This is a genomic window from Peribacillus alkalitolerans (assembly GCF_010882125.1).
Taxonomy (GTDB): Bacteria; Bacillota; Bacilli; order Bacillales; family DSM-1321; genus Bacillus_BN; species Bacillus_BN alkalitolerans.
Genome location: NZ_JAAGVZ010000001.1, coordinates 94280 through 108871, shown reverse-complemented (window position 1 = coordinate 108871; position 14592 = coordinate 94280). Strand labels below are relative to the sequence as shown.

Sequence of the window (14592 nt, the reverse complement as noted above, 5' to 3'; positions counted from 1 at the left end):
AGCCATTTTTGATTAAACATTTTTAAATACATTATTCCAATGCTGTGCTTTTTGTAAAGCTAGCTGGTCCTGTGAAACTTCCTCAGGCTTTACCCCACGAGCAATTATGTAATCTTCGAATTTCATGTCTACGAAATCAAATATGTACTGGAATTGTTGGATAAGAGGCAGGGCAGTAATAGGTGCATTAGCTCCACCTGTAACGATGACGTACGCTTTTTTCTTGCTTAATTCTCCTTTTAAGTCAAACCGTTCATCCCGTAAATATTGAGACCAGCGATCGAAGAAGGTTTTCATATGACCAGACATCCCATACCAATACAATGGCGTAGCGAATATGATGATGTCATGTTGTAAAAGTTGAGGGAGAATTTTTTCATAATCGTCGTCAACGAAGGAGAATCCTTCAACTGTATGACGCCTATCAACAATAGGTAAAACATTGAGTTCGGCAAGCTCAATACTGGTATGCTCCACACCCTCCAAGACGCGGTTTACCATATATTCAGTGTTGCCTTTTTTTCTGGAACTTCCGAGCAAGGCTAATATTTTCATCAAATATCACTCCAATTCATCTTTGGCATGAATGATAATAGTATACCATTGAATATTCATAAAAATGAAAAGAAAAGGTTTTTCATTTAGGCTCTTTTCGCATAGATTGTTGTTTTTAAACAATAAAGTTTGTCCGTTGATTGCAGCGAGAGGCACTTGCTTTCCGCGGGGAGGGATGGGAGTCTCCTCGTCGATACCGCCTGTGGGGTCACCACTTCCCTCTTATTCCCGTTGGAATCAAGTGCCCTCCGCTATAATTAACTCAGATCGTTAAAGTTAAATTAACTATAAAAGCAACAAAGTTTACGAAAACAACCTTCATTTAAAACAAGTCTTTCGTATTCATTTAGGGAAAATAAATTCCTTCCTCCTTCTATCCTACACTTTATTAAAGAAATTAAAGTCTATTTAACCTTAAATTTTAAGAGAATATTAGTCTAAATATAGTTCTATTTTCCTGTTATTTCATTATTGGAATTTTTAGAAAAATATTATTGACTTTATGTACCAACGGTTATACTATTAGAGTCAATAATGACTCTTTAAAAAGTAGGTGTGACTTTGGCACCAGTTGTTTCTGAACAACATAGGGAAGAAAGAAAAATGCTGATCCTTGATGCAGCGAGGGAAGTATTTATAAAAAAGGGTTTTAATGCAGTTTCTATGCAAGATATTATAGAGCATTCAGGAGTAAGCAGAGGTGGGGTATATACATACTTTCAAAATACGGAAGATATATTCCTAGAGATCCTGAGAAAAAGGGATATCGAAGAGGTCTGGGGTTTTGATAGTTTGTATCAAGTAGGCCGGACAAGCTGGCAAGTACTTTCACTTATTCTTGACCAAATCATGGATACTATTGAAAATGAAAGAGATCATTTAGTGCCAGTGGTTTATGAATATTACTTCACAGTTGGACGCAAAAGCCAAAAACATATTCCAGATTTAGAGATTCGGGTTGGAAATATATTAAAAAACCTCTCATTTATATTAAATAATGGTGTAGAATCTGGAGAATTTAAAGCTTCAACCTCAGTTAACGCTACAGCAAGATTAATTACAACTTTTTGTGATGGAATCAATGTACACAGGTTTCATCTCGGGCCAGATAAAATCCAATTGAAAAATCAATTTCAATTATTTAAAACCTATTTAAAGGGTTGTTTATTAGAAACAGACTTGGGTTAATAGAAAATTTACTTCTTTGTCTCGATACCTGCAATGATATATTAACCATATTACATTACTATCTTAATTTTGGGTGGGGTCATAATGTGCCAAGTATTAAGTAATCAAATTGAACTTAAAAGACTTGAGATGATTTCAGCAGGTATTAGAAAAGGATTTACAGACACAACAACCGTATTATTAAGTGAAGAACTAGATAAATTGATCAATCAGTTTAACGAGGAAAAACATATTCCTGATTGGACAGCTAATTATCCTAAATGAAAAGAAACGGACTTGCATTTGTTGCAAGTCCGTTTCTTTTAGATAAAATTTCTTCAGCACACTCCATAAATCGATTATTAACCCAAAGCCATTCAGCTATCTTTATAAAAAGATAGATTAAAATGAAATAAAAGAATAAGTTATATGTGAATCAAGTTTTTAGGTGGTTGAAACTTTATTCTTAGATAGTGTTTAACAGTTTACTAATTGTTATAATAAATTTTGGAGGTGGAACGAATGCCACGTTTGCAAGAAAAAATATTTAATTGTGAAAAGGAATTAACTCTTTCAGTCATAGGTGGTAAGTGGAAGATGCTGATTTTGTGGCATCTAGGAAAAGAAGGCACGAAACGATTTGGTGAACTAAAAGCACTTATGCCAGGAATTACACAAAGAATGCTCGTTAACCAATTGCGTGAACTTGAAGATCATCTGATTGTACAACGCAAAGTCTACCCAGTTGTACCTCCGAAAGTAGAATATTCTCTTACAGAGCATGGAGAAAGCTTAATGCCTATTCTTGATTCCATGTACACATGGGGTAAAAATTATATGGAAAATGTTGTTGAAAAACAGGCAGATAAAAATGAATCGATGAAATAACCAATGGCCCCAGTATCTGAAAACTGTGGCTTTTTTTATTAAAGCGTTTTCATTTGTTGCAGTATTAAAGATATTGGGTTATGCAGCACTAAAGTATGGTAATATACCCTTTGGATATAAATATTAATAATGATTAAAGTAATGGAACTAATTGATGGAGGTATTTTAAACAATGAAAGTTGGTTTAATCGGGTTAGGGAAAATGGGATTGAATTTAGGGCAAAACCTAATAGATAATAAGCATGAAGTTGTAGCTTTTGATTTAAATACAGCTGCTGTTGAAGAAATGAAAAATTATGGAGCAGAAGGAGTTTCTAGTTTAAAAGGGATCATTCAATCATTAGAATCACCTAGAATCCTTTGGATTATGGTTCCTCATGCTGTAGTCGATACAGTTCTTGATGAAGTAACACCTCTTTTAAATAAAGCAGATATTGTAATCGAGGCAGGAAACTCTCATTATAAAGAATCTATTCGCCGATATAACCAACTGAAGGAATTTGGCGTCCACTTTATGGATGTTGGAACTTCTGGAGGTATGGAAGGTGCTCGTAACGGAGCTTGTTATATGATTGGTGGAGACGCTGAGGCTTGGGAATTAGTTGAACCGATCTTCCGTGATACTTCTGTAGAAAATGGATACTTGTATGCTGGGAAAGCAGGCAGCGGTCACTTCTTGAAAATGGTCCACAACGGGATTGAATATGGAATGATGGCAGCGATTGGTGAAGGCTTTGAAGTATTAGAGAAAAGTGATTTTGATTATGACTATGAAAAAGTTGCACGCGTATGGAATAATGGGTCAGTCATTCGTTCTTGGTTAATGGATTTAACTGAACGTGCATTTTCTAAAGATGCGAAATTAGATGAAATTAAAGGGATTATGCATTCTTCAGGTGAAGGAAAATGGACAGTTGAAACTGCATTAGATTTACAAGCGGCAACTCCAGTTATTGCGATGTCTTTATTGATGAGATATCGTTCTTTAGATAACGATACATTCACAGGTAAAGTGGTAGCGGCTTTACGCAACGAATTTGGTGGCCATGCAGTAGAAAAGAAGTAACAAGCACCTGATTTTTACAATAGGATGAGATCGACTTTAAGACAAAAAACCCCTGCCAAACTCATGGCAGGGGTTCTCTGTTATTAGTTTCCAGATTCTTCAGTGCTTTCTTCTGTACCTTCTTCAGTTTGATTTTCTTCTGTTTCGGTATCTTCAGTATTAGTGTCTTCGCTGCAACCTGTGGCAATTCCAATTAACATGAAAGCTGCCAACAAAGCTAGTAAACTCTTTTTCATTCTCTTTAATTCTTTCATTTTTATTGCCTCCTTAATAGCTACTGAATTAACTTACAGTCCTATCATACAGCAGTAAAATCACGAGAATGTCCAAAAAACCGATTCTTTACACACATATGTAACAATATTAAACTTCTTAATATGCTTTTTACATAATTTTCAAGGGGTTTACAATTAACTAGTAATCTTACCTATCAATCGGAGTAGCTTTTAGGAGGAAAAGTAACTGCTATCCATAGTATATTTTTCTACACTATGTGACGGAAAAGTGCGTACTTGTTAGGTTGGTATTTTTATTGAATAATAACATTAACGCGTTTTACGAGTTCCTAATTCGCGACTATTTAAGAGTTAATTGGAAATAGGGGGTTATCATATGCAACTAAGGGCCTCAGCGGTTCAATATCTTCTTCATACAATCAGTTCTTTTGACGAATTCGCACGTCAAGTGGAACATTATGTGAAAACGGCTCAGGAATTCGGATCAGATTTTGTTCTCTTCCCTGAATTCTTCACGACTCAGCTAATGTCAATTGGTGATTCAGAAGGAAAACCTTTGACAATCCAAGACCTGCCAGACTTTACAGAGCAATATCGTTCTTTATTTATAAACCTTGCCATCCAAACAGGGATGCACATTATTGGGGGAACCCATATTATTCGAAAAGAAGAGAAGCTATATAATGTGGCTCATCTATTTTATCCAGATGGAAGAGTAGCAGAACAGGCTAAGCTTCACCTTACCCCAACGGAAATCCATGAATGGAATATCACTCCTGGTGAAGGACTAGAAGTATTCGAAACAAGCAAAGGAACGATTTCATTGTTAACTTGTTATGATATCGAATTCCCAGAAATCGTACGGATGGCAAAAGCATTAGGTGCGGACGTAATCTTCTGCCCATCCTGTACAGATGATCGTCACGGCTTCCATCGTGTTCGATACACAGCTCATGCTAGAACTATAGAAAACCAAGTATATGTTGTTGCAACTGCTACTGTTGGATCATTACCGACAGTCGATTTCATGCGCGCTAATTTCGGTCAAGCTGCAATCATTACTCCAAATGATATCCCATTCCCACCAAAAGGAATTTTAGCTGAAGGGGAAATCAACCAGGATATGATTGTAACGGCAGATCTCAATTTAGAGCTTTTGTATAAAGTAAGAGAGAGTGGATCGGTTACAACTTGGCGTGACCGTCGTACAGACCTTTATCCGGATTGGGAAACAAAGGTGGGGGTACTTGAAAAAGTATAAGGGGGGTTTTTAGATTGTATCGGAAAGATTTTTTTGTTTTCGACAAAGACCAACCAATTCCAGCAATGATTCGCAACTATGAAGAAAAGGACTTTCCGGGTTTGATCAAGATTCAGCAGGAAAGCTTCCCACCACCATTTCCATCAGAACTATGGTGGAATGAGGAGCAATTGAAAAACCATGTAACATTATTTCCAGAGGGCGCCTTATGTATTGAGGTAGATGGAGAAATGGCTGGAAGTATGACCGGATTGTTAGTGAAATTTGACCCTTACCATCCAGAGCACTCCTGGGAAGAGATTACAGACAATGGTTATATCCGTAACCATGACCCAAATGGAAACACTTTATACGTCGTTGATATTAGTGTGAGGCCACCCTTTAGGAAACTTGGATTAGGCAAGTGGCTCATGTCCTCTATGTATGATGTGGTCGTACACAATGGATTGGAAAGATTATTAGGCGGGGGAAGAATGCCTGGTTACCATATACACGCTACTGACCTTTCACCCGAACAATATATTGAAGCCGTAGTAAAAGGGGAACTGAAAGATCCAGTCATCACATTCCTGCTACGTTGCGGACGGACACCATTGAAAGTCGTGCCTAATTATTTAGAGGACGAAGAATCCCGTAATTATGGGACGTTAATGGAATGGAAAAATCCATTTAAAAAATAGGAAGAGGAGGTATTTTACTATGGAATACCGCAGAATTACTTCTATCGATGATCCTTTATTCAAACAAATGCATGAATTAATGCAAACTGTTTTCCCACCTGAAGAAGTGTTGGAGTTTTCACTTTGGAAAGAGCCGTTAGAAGATCCAGGAATTCGTGTGTTCGTAGCCGTTCAAGAAGGGGAAGTTGTTGGTGCTACAGAATACCGTTACTATGAAGATTTCAACATAGCCATGACGGACTTTACGATTATCGGAAAAGCAGGCATGGGCATCGGACCATTCCTAGCGAATAAACGTGCAGAGGATTTACATGCTCTCGCTTCAGAGAATGATAAGAAGTTATTTGGGATGTTTGCAGAAATCTATGATCCATATCAAGTAGATCATTATGAGTTCGGTGGAGTTAAACCAATGGACCCCTATGTCCGTCGCGAAGTATTGGCCCACCTTGGCTACAAACGTATTGATTTTACCTATGTTCATCCTTCTTGGAACAATGATGGAGAAGCCGTTACAGGTCTTGACCTGTGCTTCCTGCCAATGGTGGAGGGAACAAATGAGTTACCTACAAGTTTAGTAATAGACTTTTTAAAACGTTATTACTCTGTGCTTCCAAATAAACCAGAATCATGGATTAGTATGGTTGAAGATTTAGAAAAGAAAGAAACGGTTGAATTGAAGGCATTTTAACTAAGTTTGAAGGACTCGCCGAGGGTGGCGGGTCTTTTTTCTGTTTATGGAGTTTGAAGGATTGATATCTTCTTGGAATGAAGATAATGAGTCAAATTTGGCAATAAATGAGAAGGAATGGCTGTTGTTAGGTGGAATATGTTAGGCATGGTAGGTGTTATCTCGGTCCAGAAAGTTTGATAAGGTGTTTTAACAATTAAAGGTTTTCTAATATTAATATGGAGGTTTCTATGAATCTAAAGCCAGGTTTTCATGATGAAACAAACGCTTTAAAGAATTTAATCCATTTCCACACGAAACCTGAGATTTCTAGTTTGTTGTCAGAAGAAATGATTCTTGGTATAGGTGGAGGAATAGGCTATGGTTATTTCACCTTTTATTATGAAAAGGAGGATTTTTCGAGCTTCTTTTTAGGGACACGTGCAAATTGGGAAAGCCATGTTGATTTCGTTACAGATGTTTTGGCTAATTTAGGAGTAAATGTTCAAAGTAAACAAACGAAAAGCAAAAAACTTGCTTTGGATCAATTAGTAGAACATATCGAAAAAGGAAATCCGCCTGTAATAGCGATACATACTGGTGTTTTCGAAGACCACAATATTGTACAGGCAGGCTATCCTGTATATACCATTGTAAACGAAATTGATAAAGTCAAAGGAACCGCAACTGTAGTCCATAGATTTAGTGAACCAGTTCAAGTTCAACTAGAAGATTTAATCGAAGGACGTTATAATTTGGCCACTTCGAAACTCATCAATCAAGCTGTTTTGATAAAGGAGCCAGCGGAGTTTTTAGCCATAGATGAAGAAAGAATTATTTTAGCTGCAAAAAAGGGAATTGAACTGACGATTAAGCATGCCAACAATCCGAGAATGTCCAATTTTGGGATTACGGCTTTAGACAAATGGATTGAAAGGCTAACGATGAAAGGAAAACAAGGATGGATGAAATTGTTTTCCAAGCCACATCAGTTTATAGACGCCTTATATTATTCGTTTAAATATATCGTTTTTAATACGGATGGTTCGGCTTTTCGCAAAGCATACTCTACTTTTTTAAAATTCGTTGGAGAGAAGTTGGAAAATCATCTTTTGTTAGAGGCAAGTGATGCATTTGAAGAATCATCCATTTTATGGGGTAAACTTGCAAATGCTAGTTTGCCAAATGAAGTTGAAGCGTTTGGGAATATAAAAGAATTGTTCTATGATTTGAACAATAAAATCCTTGTTGGAGAAACAAACCACAAATCCTTCATCACTACATTGAGAGAAATTCGAGAAAACAAACGAGAGGCTGCCACTACATTCCATTGGGAAGATGAGATGAAAATGGCCCATCTATCAAACATGAAGGAAATCTTGACTCAAATCCGAGAAAAAGAAGCCTTTGCCCTTCAAAAACTAGAACAAGCTGTGCAATCTGAGAGTTGGGAGAGAGTATAGGGATGAAATATTCTGTATGGATAAATTCACCAAATTAATGGGGAATCTATTCAGTGGTTTTACTAATAAACTAGCGAAGAGCATTTTGGATGGTTTGAAAAAACATTCGGAAAATTCATCATAAAGAACAAATATTCTAGTTTATTTTAAATGGATTAGATTATAATCGTAGATATATGCAAAAAAAATTTATCGTTTTGTGAGGAAGTTTTAAATGAATTTTACTGATGTTAGTTTTTTAGCTATTCTACTTGCGGCCATTTCTAATTCCATTATCGGTGCCCTTTGGTATTCGCCTTTACTTTTTTCGAATATTTGGATGAAGGGAATGGGTAAAAGGAAAGAGGATTTTGATGCAAAAGGAGCAAACGTAGGATATATGCTTACTATGATTGCATCCTTGGTAACCGCATATGCTCTTTCTTTATTTATATTATCATTTGATGATGTAACCATTGGCGGAGGAGCTCTCATTGGTTTTCTAGCAGGGCTTGGCATTGCATCAATGAGAGAATTGGCACCTACCTTTTTTGAAGGACGTAAATTAGTTTTGTATTTTATAAGTGCTGGATACCATATAGTTGCACTTACTATGATGGGAATCATTATTGCTTTATTTGCGTGAAAAATTACAAAAGAAATGATAGTGGGCTTATCCCTTGGATAGGTCCTTTTTATATGCATGGAAAATTCATGTAGCCCTGATATAAAAGTTTTAGTTAACCAATAATAATGCTTGAACTCTTAATCACTATTTTGCATACTATAGTTATATATGTGCATATATTCATATATGAGAAGGAGAGAAGGATATGGGGCACCATCACGGTCACTCACATGGGCATGGTCATTCACATGCGCATACAAGCAACAAAAGGGCTTTACTTTTATCTTTTATCATAATTGCTTCATTCATGATTATAGAAGTGATTGGGGGAATTTGGACAAATAGCCTAGCACTTTTATCAGATGCTGGCCATATGCTTAGTGATGCTGCAGCACTAGGTTTAAGTTTTTTGGCAATTAAGCTAGGGGAGAGAAAGGCTACACTATCCAAAACGTTTGGTTATAAACGATTTGAAATAATAGCTGCAAGTATAAATGGCATAACTCTAATACTAATTTCGTTGTATATTTTCTACGAAGCTTTTCATCGTTTTTTTGATCCTCCTGTAGTTCAAAGTACAGGAATGCTGACCATTTCAATCCTTGGACTATTGGTAAATATTATTGCTGCTTGGATATTAATGAGTGGGGATAAAGAAGAAAATTTAAATGTGAGAAGTGCTTTTCTCCATGTGCTTGGTGATATGTTAGGGTCAGTTGGAGCAATCATAGCTGCGTTATTGATCATGTTTTTTGGATGGGGAATTGCAGATCCTATCGCAAGCGTCATAGTGGCAGTCTTGGTGCTGATCAGCGGTTGGAGGGTGACGAAGGAATCAATCCATGTATTAATGGAAGGTACACCAAGACAGTTAGATTTAGGTAGTATCAAGAAAGCTCTTGTTGAAATCAATGGGGTTGAGGATGTACATGATTTGCATACATGGTCTATCACATCGGAACTAATTATGTTAAGTTGTCATATGACCATTTCTAGTCCAAACGGCCATGATGAAATTCTGCATAAGGCACAGGCCATTCTTCATGATTCTTTTCATATCGAGCATAGTACAATTCAGATAGAGCTTAAAGAAAAAGGCTGTCCAAGCCACCACGGTACTTGTAATTAATGATGATTAGCGTGCTCGATGGTCTGTTTCAAGATATCCATAACATGGTTATCATCACAGGAATAAAAAAGTGTTGTGCCCTCTCGACGGAATTTAACAAGACGGAAGTTTTTCAAAAAACGTAACTGATGTGAAACGGTTGACTGATGTAAAGAAAGCTTTTCTGCAATGTCATTCACTGAATGCTCGCCATTAAAAAGAAGGTGTAGTATTCGTATGCGAGTAGGGTCTGCTAGCGCTTTGAAGGTTTGAGAAACGATAAATAATGTTTCCTCATCAAGTGAATGGGACGGTTCAGGTTGTTGATAATCTTTTTCCAATTGAATACCTCCCTTTATGACCTCATTACTTTCGAGGTCTTTTTTTCATTATATAAGAAATAAAAAATAAAATCCTCTCCTGTTTTGTAGAAATGGGAGAGGATGATACTTGATTATTTTATTGTATAATTTAGGTCCCAGATAAAGCCGAAGCGATCCTGCACTTTTGCAAATTTTGCTCCCCAGAATGTATCTTGGAGCTCCATGATTACTTTAGAACCATTGATTAATCGATTATACACTTGTCGGATTTCTTCTTCACTATCCATTTCAAGTGCGATGGAAACATTGTTTCCAACATTGACAGAACTACCAAGAAATGAATCAGAAACCATGATTAATACATCATCTTTCACAAAACGAGCGTGCATAATACGGTCGTCTGCTTCTGGAGGTGTTGGAAAATCTGCCTCGCCAAAAGTCTGGATGCCTTCAATCTCCCCTCCAAATACTTCCCTATAATACTCCAGTGCTTCTCTTGCATTTCCATCAAAAGCAAAATACGGTACTGCTTGCTTCATTTAAAACACTCCCTCTTAATTTGTTGACCACCAACTAGCCTATCCCCTACCCAAAGGTCATAAACCTTTATGAGAAAATTATAACCCAACCAAAATGCAAAAACAAGAACGTTTGTTCTGTTTTATTTCAGGTAGTATTTAAAGAATAAAAAGTGAATCTAAGGAGTGGTAGAAAGCAAAACGTGGTTTTAAAAAGCGAATCATGGTTCTAAAAATCATAATGGGCCAGTAAAAAGCGCAAATCATTTACAAAAAGCGAAATTCATTAGGAAAAAGCGCAAATCTTTAATAAAAAGCACAAATTCATATCATCGTGCACAAATTAAAACTACCGTGCGAAAATATACATTCATTCAAAAATTTAAGGTTAAATTATTCTAATTAATTAGGTTTTGTAGAAGGAAATGTCTAAGGTTTAAGGAATTATTACATTAGTTTGATATATAGGAGTGATGTAATGATAAAAAAGCAAAGAGGCATACCGATTAAAATCTTAAAGTTGGAAGCACTGTTAAAAAGACTACCAGGATCACATGTAAAACGTCCTCAAATTGAAAGAGATCTGTTAAAGTCAATGGCTGGGTATAAAGGTGAACAATCCATTGATTATTTTCTTGATTTTCTATCAAACAAGTCTTATTTCATCTTACATGACCTTAGATTACCATTCAAAAATCATTTCTTTCAAATTGATACCCTGATCCTTTCGAAGAGTGTTGTCATCATGATAGAAGTGAAAAATATAAGTGGGACACTTTATTTCGATCATACCTTTCAGCAACTCATTCGATCTTATAATGGAAAGGAAGAATCGTTTCCTAGTCCATTTCTTCAAGTCCAGAGACAGAGATTACAACTTCAGCAATGGATAGCAGACAATCAATTCCCTCGAATTCCATTAGAACCTCTTATAGTAATAAGCAATCCTTCCACGATCATAAAAGCTTCAACCTCTAATTCAAATCACCAATTAATCCATATGGGTCAACTTCCGGAAAAAATTTTAAGCATTGAGAAAATATTTCAAAAGGAATTTATATCTGAGAAAGATTTACAAAAATTAATCCGGTTAGTAAAAAGGGAACACAGTCCTTCTACATTCAATGTTCTAGAATACTATCAAATAAATCAATCTGAAATTGTAACAGGTGTCCAGTGTCCATCATGTAGCAAGATTCCCATGTTAAGAAAGACAAAAAAATGGATTTGTCAAACCTGTGAAACCTCATCGAATGATGCTTTTTATTCCTCGATAAGGGATTATGCATTGCTTTTTGGTCACTCTATTACCAATAAACAACTACGTTACTTTCTCAATCTTAATTCTCGGACAGCGGCTTTGAATATATTAAAAAGCATGAATCTAACTTCTACAGGTGAAGGTAAATCTAGAAATTACCATTTATCTTTAGATAAATTATTAAGTTGAAAACCAATGAGCAATCTCTAATATTAAAAAGAAAGGCTTACCAATCGGTAAGCCTATTTTTATACTATCAGAAAATTATTCAACAAAACTAACAAGGAATTTATAGGATTGATAGGGAATATAAATGAAAAAAGATAGAGAAGTTTGGGGTGGGAGTGTGAAGATGAGAAAGAAAAAATGTGCTGCTGCAGTAATGGCTCTTGTTATGCTTACAGGGTGTCAAGAAGCGATACATGTTGGAATGAATCTGGACCAAAAAGATATTCAATTGCAACGCAAAGAAGTTCATACCCTACTAAGCAATAATTCAACCACTCAAGTGCAGGTAAAACCATGGAATCCGATACCTGCTACCCCACTACCTAGCAGTAAAAAAGTCTCCTATTCTTTCAGTAATTCTAATAAAACATTCACAAAACCTTTTCCAGAACACTATCAATCTGTGGAAGGGATTCTTACATTCCGTGGAAATGGAATGCGGGATACCGCTTCTATGGGAAAAACCACAATTAAGCAGAATAAACTTGTAAGGCAGTGGGAGATGAAGACGTCACTTTCTAAGAATTGGGGTGGCGGTGCTGGATGGACAGGACAAGCTAGCGTAATCCAGTGGAATGATAGGGAAAAAAATATTATGAACCTGTTTCCTGCATTTAAGAAAAAAGCAGGATTGAAGGAAATTGTCTATGCATCACTGGATGGAAAGGTGTACTTCTTGGATTCAGATACGGGAAAACAAACAAGAAATCCAATATCCATCAGTAACCCAATCAAAGGTAGTGTGGCATTAGATCCTAGAGGGTATCCTTTGCTGTATGTTGGACAAGGCATCCCTGAGGTTGGGAAAATTGGATATCGTATTTATAGTTTGATAGACGGAAAACTATTGGCATTTATTCCTGGTATCGATTCGTTTGCATTTCGAAAATGGGGAGCTTTTGATAGTGCACCGATCATTAATCGAGACGATGACTCTATGCTATTGGCTGGGGAAAACGGTCTCGTATATTTCATCAAACTCCAAACCAAATATAATCCTGCTGCTAAGAAAATTACGGTTTCCCCAATTATTTCAAAATACAGATACAAACAGCAGAAGAACCAATACCAAGGGATAGAGAATTCAATAGCAGTTTATAAAAATCTCGCATATTTTTCTGATAATAACGGTGGAATCCAAGCACTCGATATCATTTCAAAGAAGCTAGTTTGGGCAAATGACCCTTACGATGATACGGATGCAACGCTTGTGGTGGAATCGGTTCAAGAGTCTCCTTATATTTACACTGGTTCTGAAATTGATAAGCAAGGGACAAAAGGGTCTGCACGTATTCAGAAACTAAATGGATTAAATGGAAAAGTTGTGTGGGAACATAAAATACCTGGATTTTCATTAAAGGGTGAAAAGCCTGTGAATGGAGGAGTTCTAGGTACACCTATTTTAGGAAAAGGACCTCTGGCAGGTCAGGTCATTTTTAACATCTCTCGTTACAAAACTTTTAATGGCGGATTGCTTATAAGTTTTGATACAAAGACAGGAAAAGAAAAGTGGAGGCTTCCTCTCACCAATTATGCTTGGTCATCTACTGTTCCGATTTATACAACGGACAATAAAGCCTATTTAATTCAAGGAGATTCTGTAGGAAATCTATTTCTTATTAATGGGCAAGGGAAAATCGTTTCTAAGATCAATCTTGGAGCCAATATTGAAGCTTCACCAATTGTGGTGAATCAGCAAGTAATTGTAGCGACAAGAGGTGGAAAAATTATTAGTGTAAAGATTCATTGATCTGCATGTAAGCACCATCTATTTTTTATATAAAAGAGGTGAAAGGATGAATATGAAAAAATGGATTGACCGATTATCAGAGCGACAACCAGGAATATTAGGAGGCGATCGATTTTCCAAATATGCTGTCCTATTGCCGCTGTTGGAAAAAGAAGATGGTGTACATGTGCTGTTTGAAATTCGATCGCTTCAACTAAGGAGGCAGCCGGGTGAAATTTGTTTTCCAGGTGGAAGAATTGATGGTACAGATGCAAATCCAAGTGAAACTGCTATCAGGGAAACATCCGAGGAATTGGGTATTTCTCAGGAGACAATCTACTCAGTATATCCGTTAGATTATATGGTATCGCCCTTTGGCACAATTATATATCCGTATGTAGGTATCATCTCAAATCCAGAAGCAATAAAACCCAACCCTGATGAGGTGGGAGAAATATTTACAGTTCCCCTTGATCATTTTAAACACACTAAACCAAATGTGTACAAAATGCATTTTCAAATTAAACCAGAAGAACAGTTTCCTTTCCATCTCATAGCAGGCGGGGAAAATTACAACTGGCAAGCAAGGAATATGGATGAGTATTTTTATCATTATGAAGATAAAGTGATCTGGGGTTTGACTGCGAGGGTTTTGTTTCATTTTCTCGAAGTGATGGAGAAATTGTAACAGCCTATTAGAAGTGGAGATATCGGGAACGGCTGTATTTGTTGACGAATATCTATTAGAATACTAAAAGAAAAAGTGCTCAAGACGTGATTGATTCACTCTTGAGCACTTTTTTTACTGTATCATTGATAACAGATTTTCCAA

Annotated in this window: 17 protein-coding genes; 13 read left to right on the top strand and 4 right to left on the bottom strand. The window is 36.5% G+C overall.

Annotation, left to right across the window (positions count from 1 at the left end):
* Positions 1-12: 12 nt before the first annotated feature.
* A complete protein-coding gene (locus G3O09_RS00570) occupies positions 13-555 on the bottom strand; it encodes a flavodoxin family protein (RefSeq protein WP_163099013.1) in 543 nt (180 codons plus the stop codon).
* A gap of 561 nt (positions 556-1116) precedes the next feature.
* Here G3O09_RS00570 and G3O09_RS00565 point away from each other — a divergent pair.
* The 4 genes from G3O09_RS00565 to gnd all read left to right on the top strand — a co-directional run bounded on the left by G3O09_RS00565 (position 1117) and on the right by gnd (position 3676).
* Positions 1117-1743, top strand: a complete 627-nt coding sequence (locus G3O09_RS00565; protein ID WP_163099012.1) for a TetR/AcrR family transcriptional regulator — start codon at positions 1117-1119, stop codon at positions 1741-1743.
* Positions 1744-1827: 84 nt separating this feature from the next.
* Positions 1828-2007 carry an aspartyl-phosphate phosphatase Spo0E family protein gene (locus G3O09_RS00560; RefSeq protein WP_163099010.1) on the top strand — a complete coding sequence of 60 codons (180 nt, stop codon included), beginning with the start codon at positions 1828-1830 and terminating at the stop codon, positions 2005-2007.
* A 237-nt stretch (positions 2008-2244) separates the two neighbouring features.
* The gene (hxlR, locus tag G3O09_RS00555; RefSeq protein WP_163099008.1) at positions 2245-2610 is read left to right on the top strand and encodes a transcriptional activator HxlR; all 366 of its coding nucleotides are present in this window, start codon (positions 2245-2247) and stop codon (positions 2608-2610) included.
* 172 nt (positions 2611-2782) lie between these two features.
* Positions 2783-3676, top strand: a complete 894-nt coding sequence (gnd, locus tag G3O09_RS00550; RefSeq protein WP_163099006.1) for a phosphogluconate dehydrogenase (NAD(+)-dependent, decarboxylating) — start codon at positions 2783-2785, stop codon at positions 3674-3676.
* A gap of 83 nt (positions 3677-3759) precedes the next feature.
* On the opposite strand, the gene G3O09_RS22085 is transcribed toward gnd, so the two are convergent.
* On the bottom strand, positions 3760-3930 hold the full coding sequence (locus G3O09_RS22085) for a hypothetical protein (RefSeq protein WP_205439577.1): 171 nt from the start codon (positions 3928-3930) through the stop codon (positions 3760-3762).
* A gap of 358 nt (positions 3931-4288) precedes the next feature.
* Here G3O09_RS22085 and G3O09_RS00545 point away from each other — a divergent pair, with 358 nt between their 5' ends.
* The 6 genes from G3O09_RS00545 to G3O09_RS00520 all read left to right on the top strand — a co-directional run bounded on the left by G3O09_RS00545 (position 4289) and on the right by G3O09_RS00520 (position 9722).
* Entirely contained in the window at positions 4289-5173 is an 885-nt protein-coding gene (locus G3O09_RS00545) for a carbon-nitrogen hydrolase family protein (protein WP_163099004.1), read from the top strand.
* Positions 5174-5187: 14 nt separating this feature from the next.
* Entirely contained in the window at positions 5188-5853 is a 666-nt protein-coding gene (locus G3O09_RS00540) for a GNAT family N-acetyltransferase (protein WP_163099002.1), read from the top strand.
* A gap of 19 nt (positions 5854-5872) precedes the next feature.
* Positions 5873-6544: a GNAT family N-acetyltransferase gene (locus G3O09_RS00535; protein ID WP_163099000.1), complete on the top strand. Its 672-nt coding sequence runs from the start codon at positions 5873-5875 to the stop codon at positions 6542-6544.
* Positions 6545-6774: 230 nt separating this feature from the next.
* Positions 6775-7986, top strand: a complete 1212-nt coding sequence (locus tag G3O09_RS00530; protein ID WP_163098999.1) for a BtrH N-terminal domain-containing protein — start codon at positions 6775-6777, stop codon at positions 7984-7986.
* 214 nt (positions 7987-8200) lie between these two features.
* A complete protein-coding gene (locus G3O09_RS00525) occupies positions 8201-8611 on the top strand; it encodes a DUF1761 domain-containing protein (RefSeq protein ID WP_163098997.1) in 411 nt (136 codons plus the stop codon).
* Between the two features lie 187 nt (positions 8612-8798).
* Entirely contained in the window at positions 8799-9722 is a 924-nt protein-coding gene (locus tag G3O09_RS00520; RefSeq protein WP_163098995.1) for a cation diffusion facilitator family transporter, read from the top strand.
* On the opposite strand, the gene G3O09_RS00515 is transcribed toward G3O09_RS00520, so the two are convergent.
* Positions 9719-10042: an ArsR/SmtB family transcription factor gene (locus G3O09_RS00515; protein WP_163098993.1), complete on the bottom strand. Its 324-nt coding sequence runs from the start codon at positions 10040-10042 to the stop codon at positions 9719-9721. The genes G3O09_RS00520 and G3O09_RS00515 overlap by 4 nt on opposite strands.
* A 113-nt stretch (positions 10043-10155) precedes the next feature.
* Positions 10156-10563 carry a VOC family protein gene (locus tag G3O09_RS00510; protein WP_163098991.1) on the bottom strand — a complete coding sequence of 136 codons (408 nt, stop codon included), beginning with the start codon at positions 10561-10563 and terminating at the stop codon, positions 10156-10158.
* Between the two features lie 457 nt (positions 10564-11020).
* On the opposite strand from G3O09_RS00510, the gene G3O09_RS00505 reads away from it, so the two are divergent.
* The 3 genes from G3O09_RS00505 to G3O09_RS00495 all read left to right on the top strand — a co-directional run bounded on the left by G3O09_RS00505 (position 11021) and on the right by G3O09_RS00495 (position 14448).
* Positions 11021-11992 carry a nuclease-related domain-containing protein gene (locus tag G3O09_RS00505; RefSeq protein WP_163098989.1) on the top strand — a complete coding sequence of 324 codons (972 nt, stop codon included), beginning with the start codon at positions 11021-11023 and terminating at the stop codon, positions 11990-11992.
* Between the two features lie 163 nt (positions 11993-12155).
* On the top strand, positions 12156-13781 hold the full coding sequence (locus G3O09_RS00500; protein ID WP_163098988.1) for a PQQ-binding-like beta-propeller repeat protein: 1626 nt from the start codon (positions 12156-12158) through the stop codon (positions 13779-13781).
* Between the two features lie 46 nt (positions 13782-13827).
* Positions 13828-14448 (top strand): NUDIX hydrolase, encoded by a 621-nt coding sequence (locus G3O09_RS00495; protein WP_163098986.1) that lies wholly within the window; start codon positions 13828-13830, stop codon positions 14446-14448.
* Positions 14449-14592: the final 144 nt, after the last annotated feature.

Excerpts from the sequence above, each read along its gene's own strand:
- G3O09_RS00520 (WP_163098995.1), top strand. The coding sequence starts at position 8,799 with ATGGGGCACCATCACGGTCACTCACATGGGCATGGTCATTCACATGCG.
- G3O09_RS00530 (WP_163098999.1), top strand. The coding sequence starts at position 6,775 with ATGAATCTAAAGCCAGGTTTTCATGATGAAACAAACGCTTTAAAGAAT.
- G3O09_RS00495 (WP_163098986.1), top strand. The coding sequence starts at position 13,828 with ATGAATATGAAAAAATGGATTGACCGATTATCAGAGCGACAACCAGGA.
- G3O09_RS00570 (WP_163099013.1), bottom strand. The coding sequence starts at position 555 with ATGAAAATATTAGCCTTGCTCGGAAGTTCCAGAAAAAAAGGCAACACT.
- gnd (WP_163099006.1), top strand. The coding sequence starts at position 2,783 with ATGAAAGTTGGTTTAATCGGGTTAGGGAAAATGGGATTGAATTTAGGG.
- G3O09_RS00525 (WP_163098997.1), top strand. The coding sequence starts at position 8,201 with ATGAATTTTACTGATGTTAGTTTTTTAGCTATTCTACTTGCGGCCATT.
- G3O09_RS00560 (WP_163099010.1), top strand. The coding sequence starts at position 1,828 with ATGTGCCAAGTATTAAGTAATCAAATTGAACTTAAAAGACTTGAGATG.
- G3O09_RS00500 (WP_163098988.1), top strand. The coding sequence starts at position 12,156 with ATGAGAAAGAAAAAATGTGCTGCTGCAGTAATGGCTCTTGTTATGCTT.
- G3O09_RS22085 (WP_205439577.1), bottom strand. The coding sequence starts at position 3,930 with ATGAAAGAATTAAAGAGAATGAAAAAGAGTTTACTAGCTTTGTTGGCA.
- G3O09_RS00535 (WP_163099000.1), top strand. The coding sequence starts at position 5,873 with ATGGAATACCGCAGAATTACTTCTATCGATGATCCTTTATTCAAACAA.
- G3O09_RS00505 (WP_163098989.1), top strand. The coding sequence starts at position 11,021 with ATGATAAAAAAGCAAAGAGGCATACCGATTAAAATCTTAAAGTTGGAA.
- G3O09_RS00545 (WP_163099004.1), top strand. The coding sequence starts at position 4,289 with ATGCAACTAAGGGCCTCAGCGGTTCAATATCTTCTTCATACAATCAGT.
- hxlR (WP_163099008.1), top strand. The coding sequence starts at position 2,245 with ATGCCACGTTTGCAAGAAAAAATATTTAATTGTGAAAAGGAATTAACT.
- G3O09_RS00510 (WP_163098991.1), bottom strand. The coding sequence starts at position 10,563 with ATGAAGCAAGCAGTACCGTATTTTGCTTTTGATGGAAATGCAAGAGAA.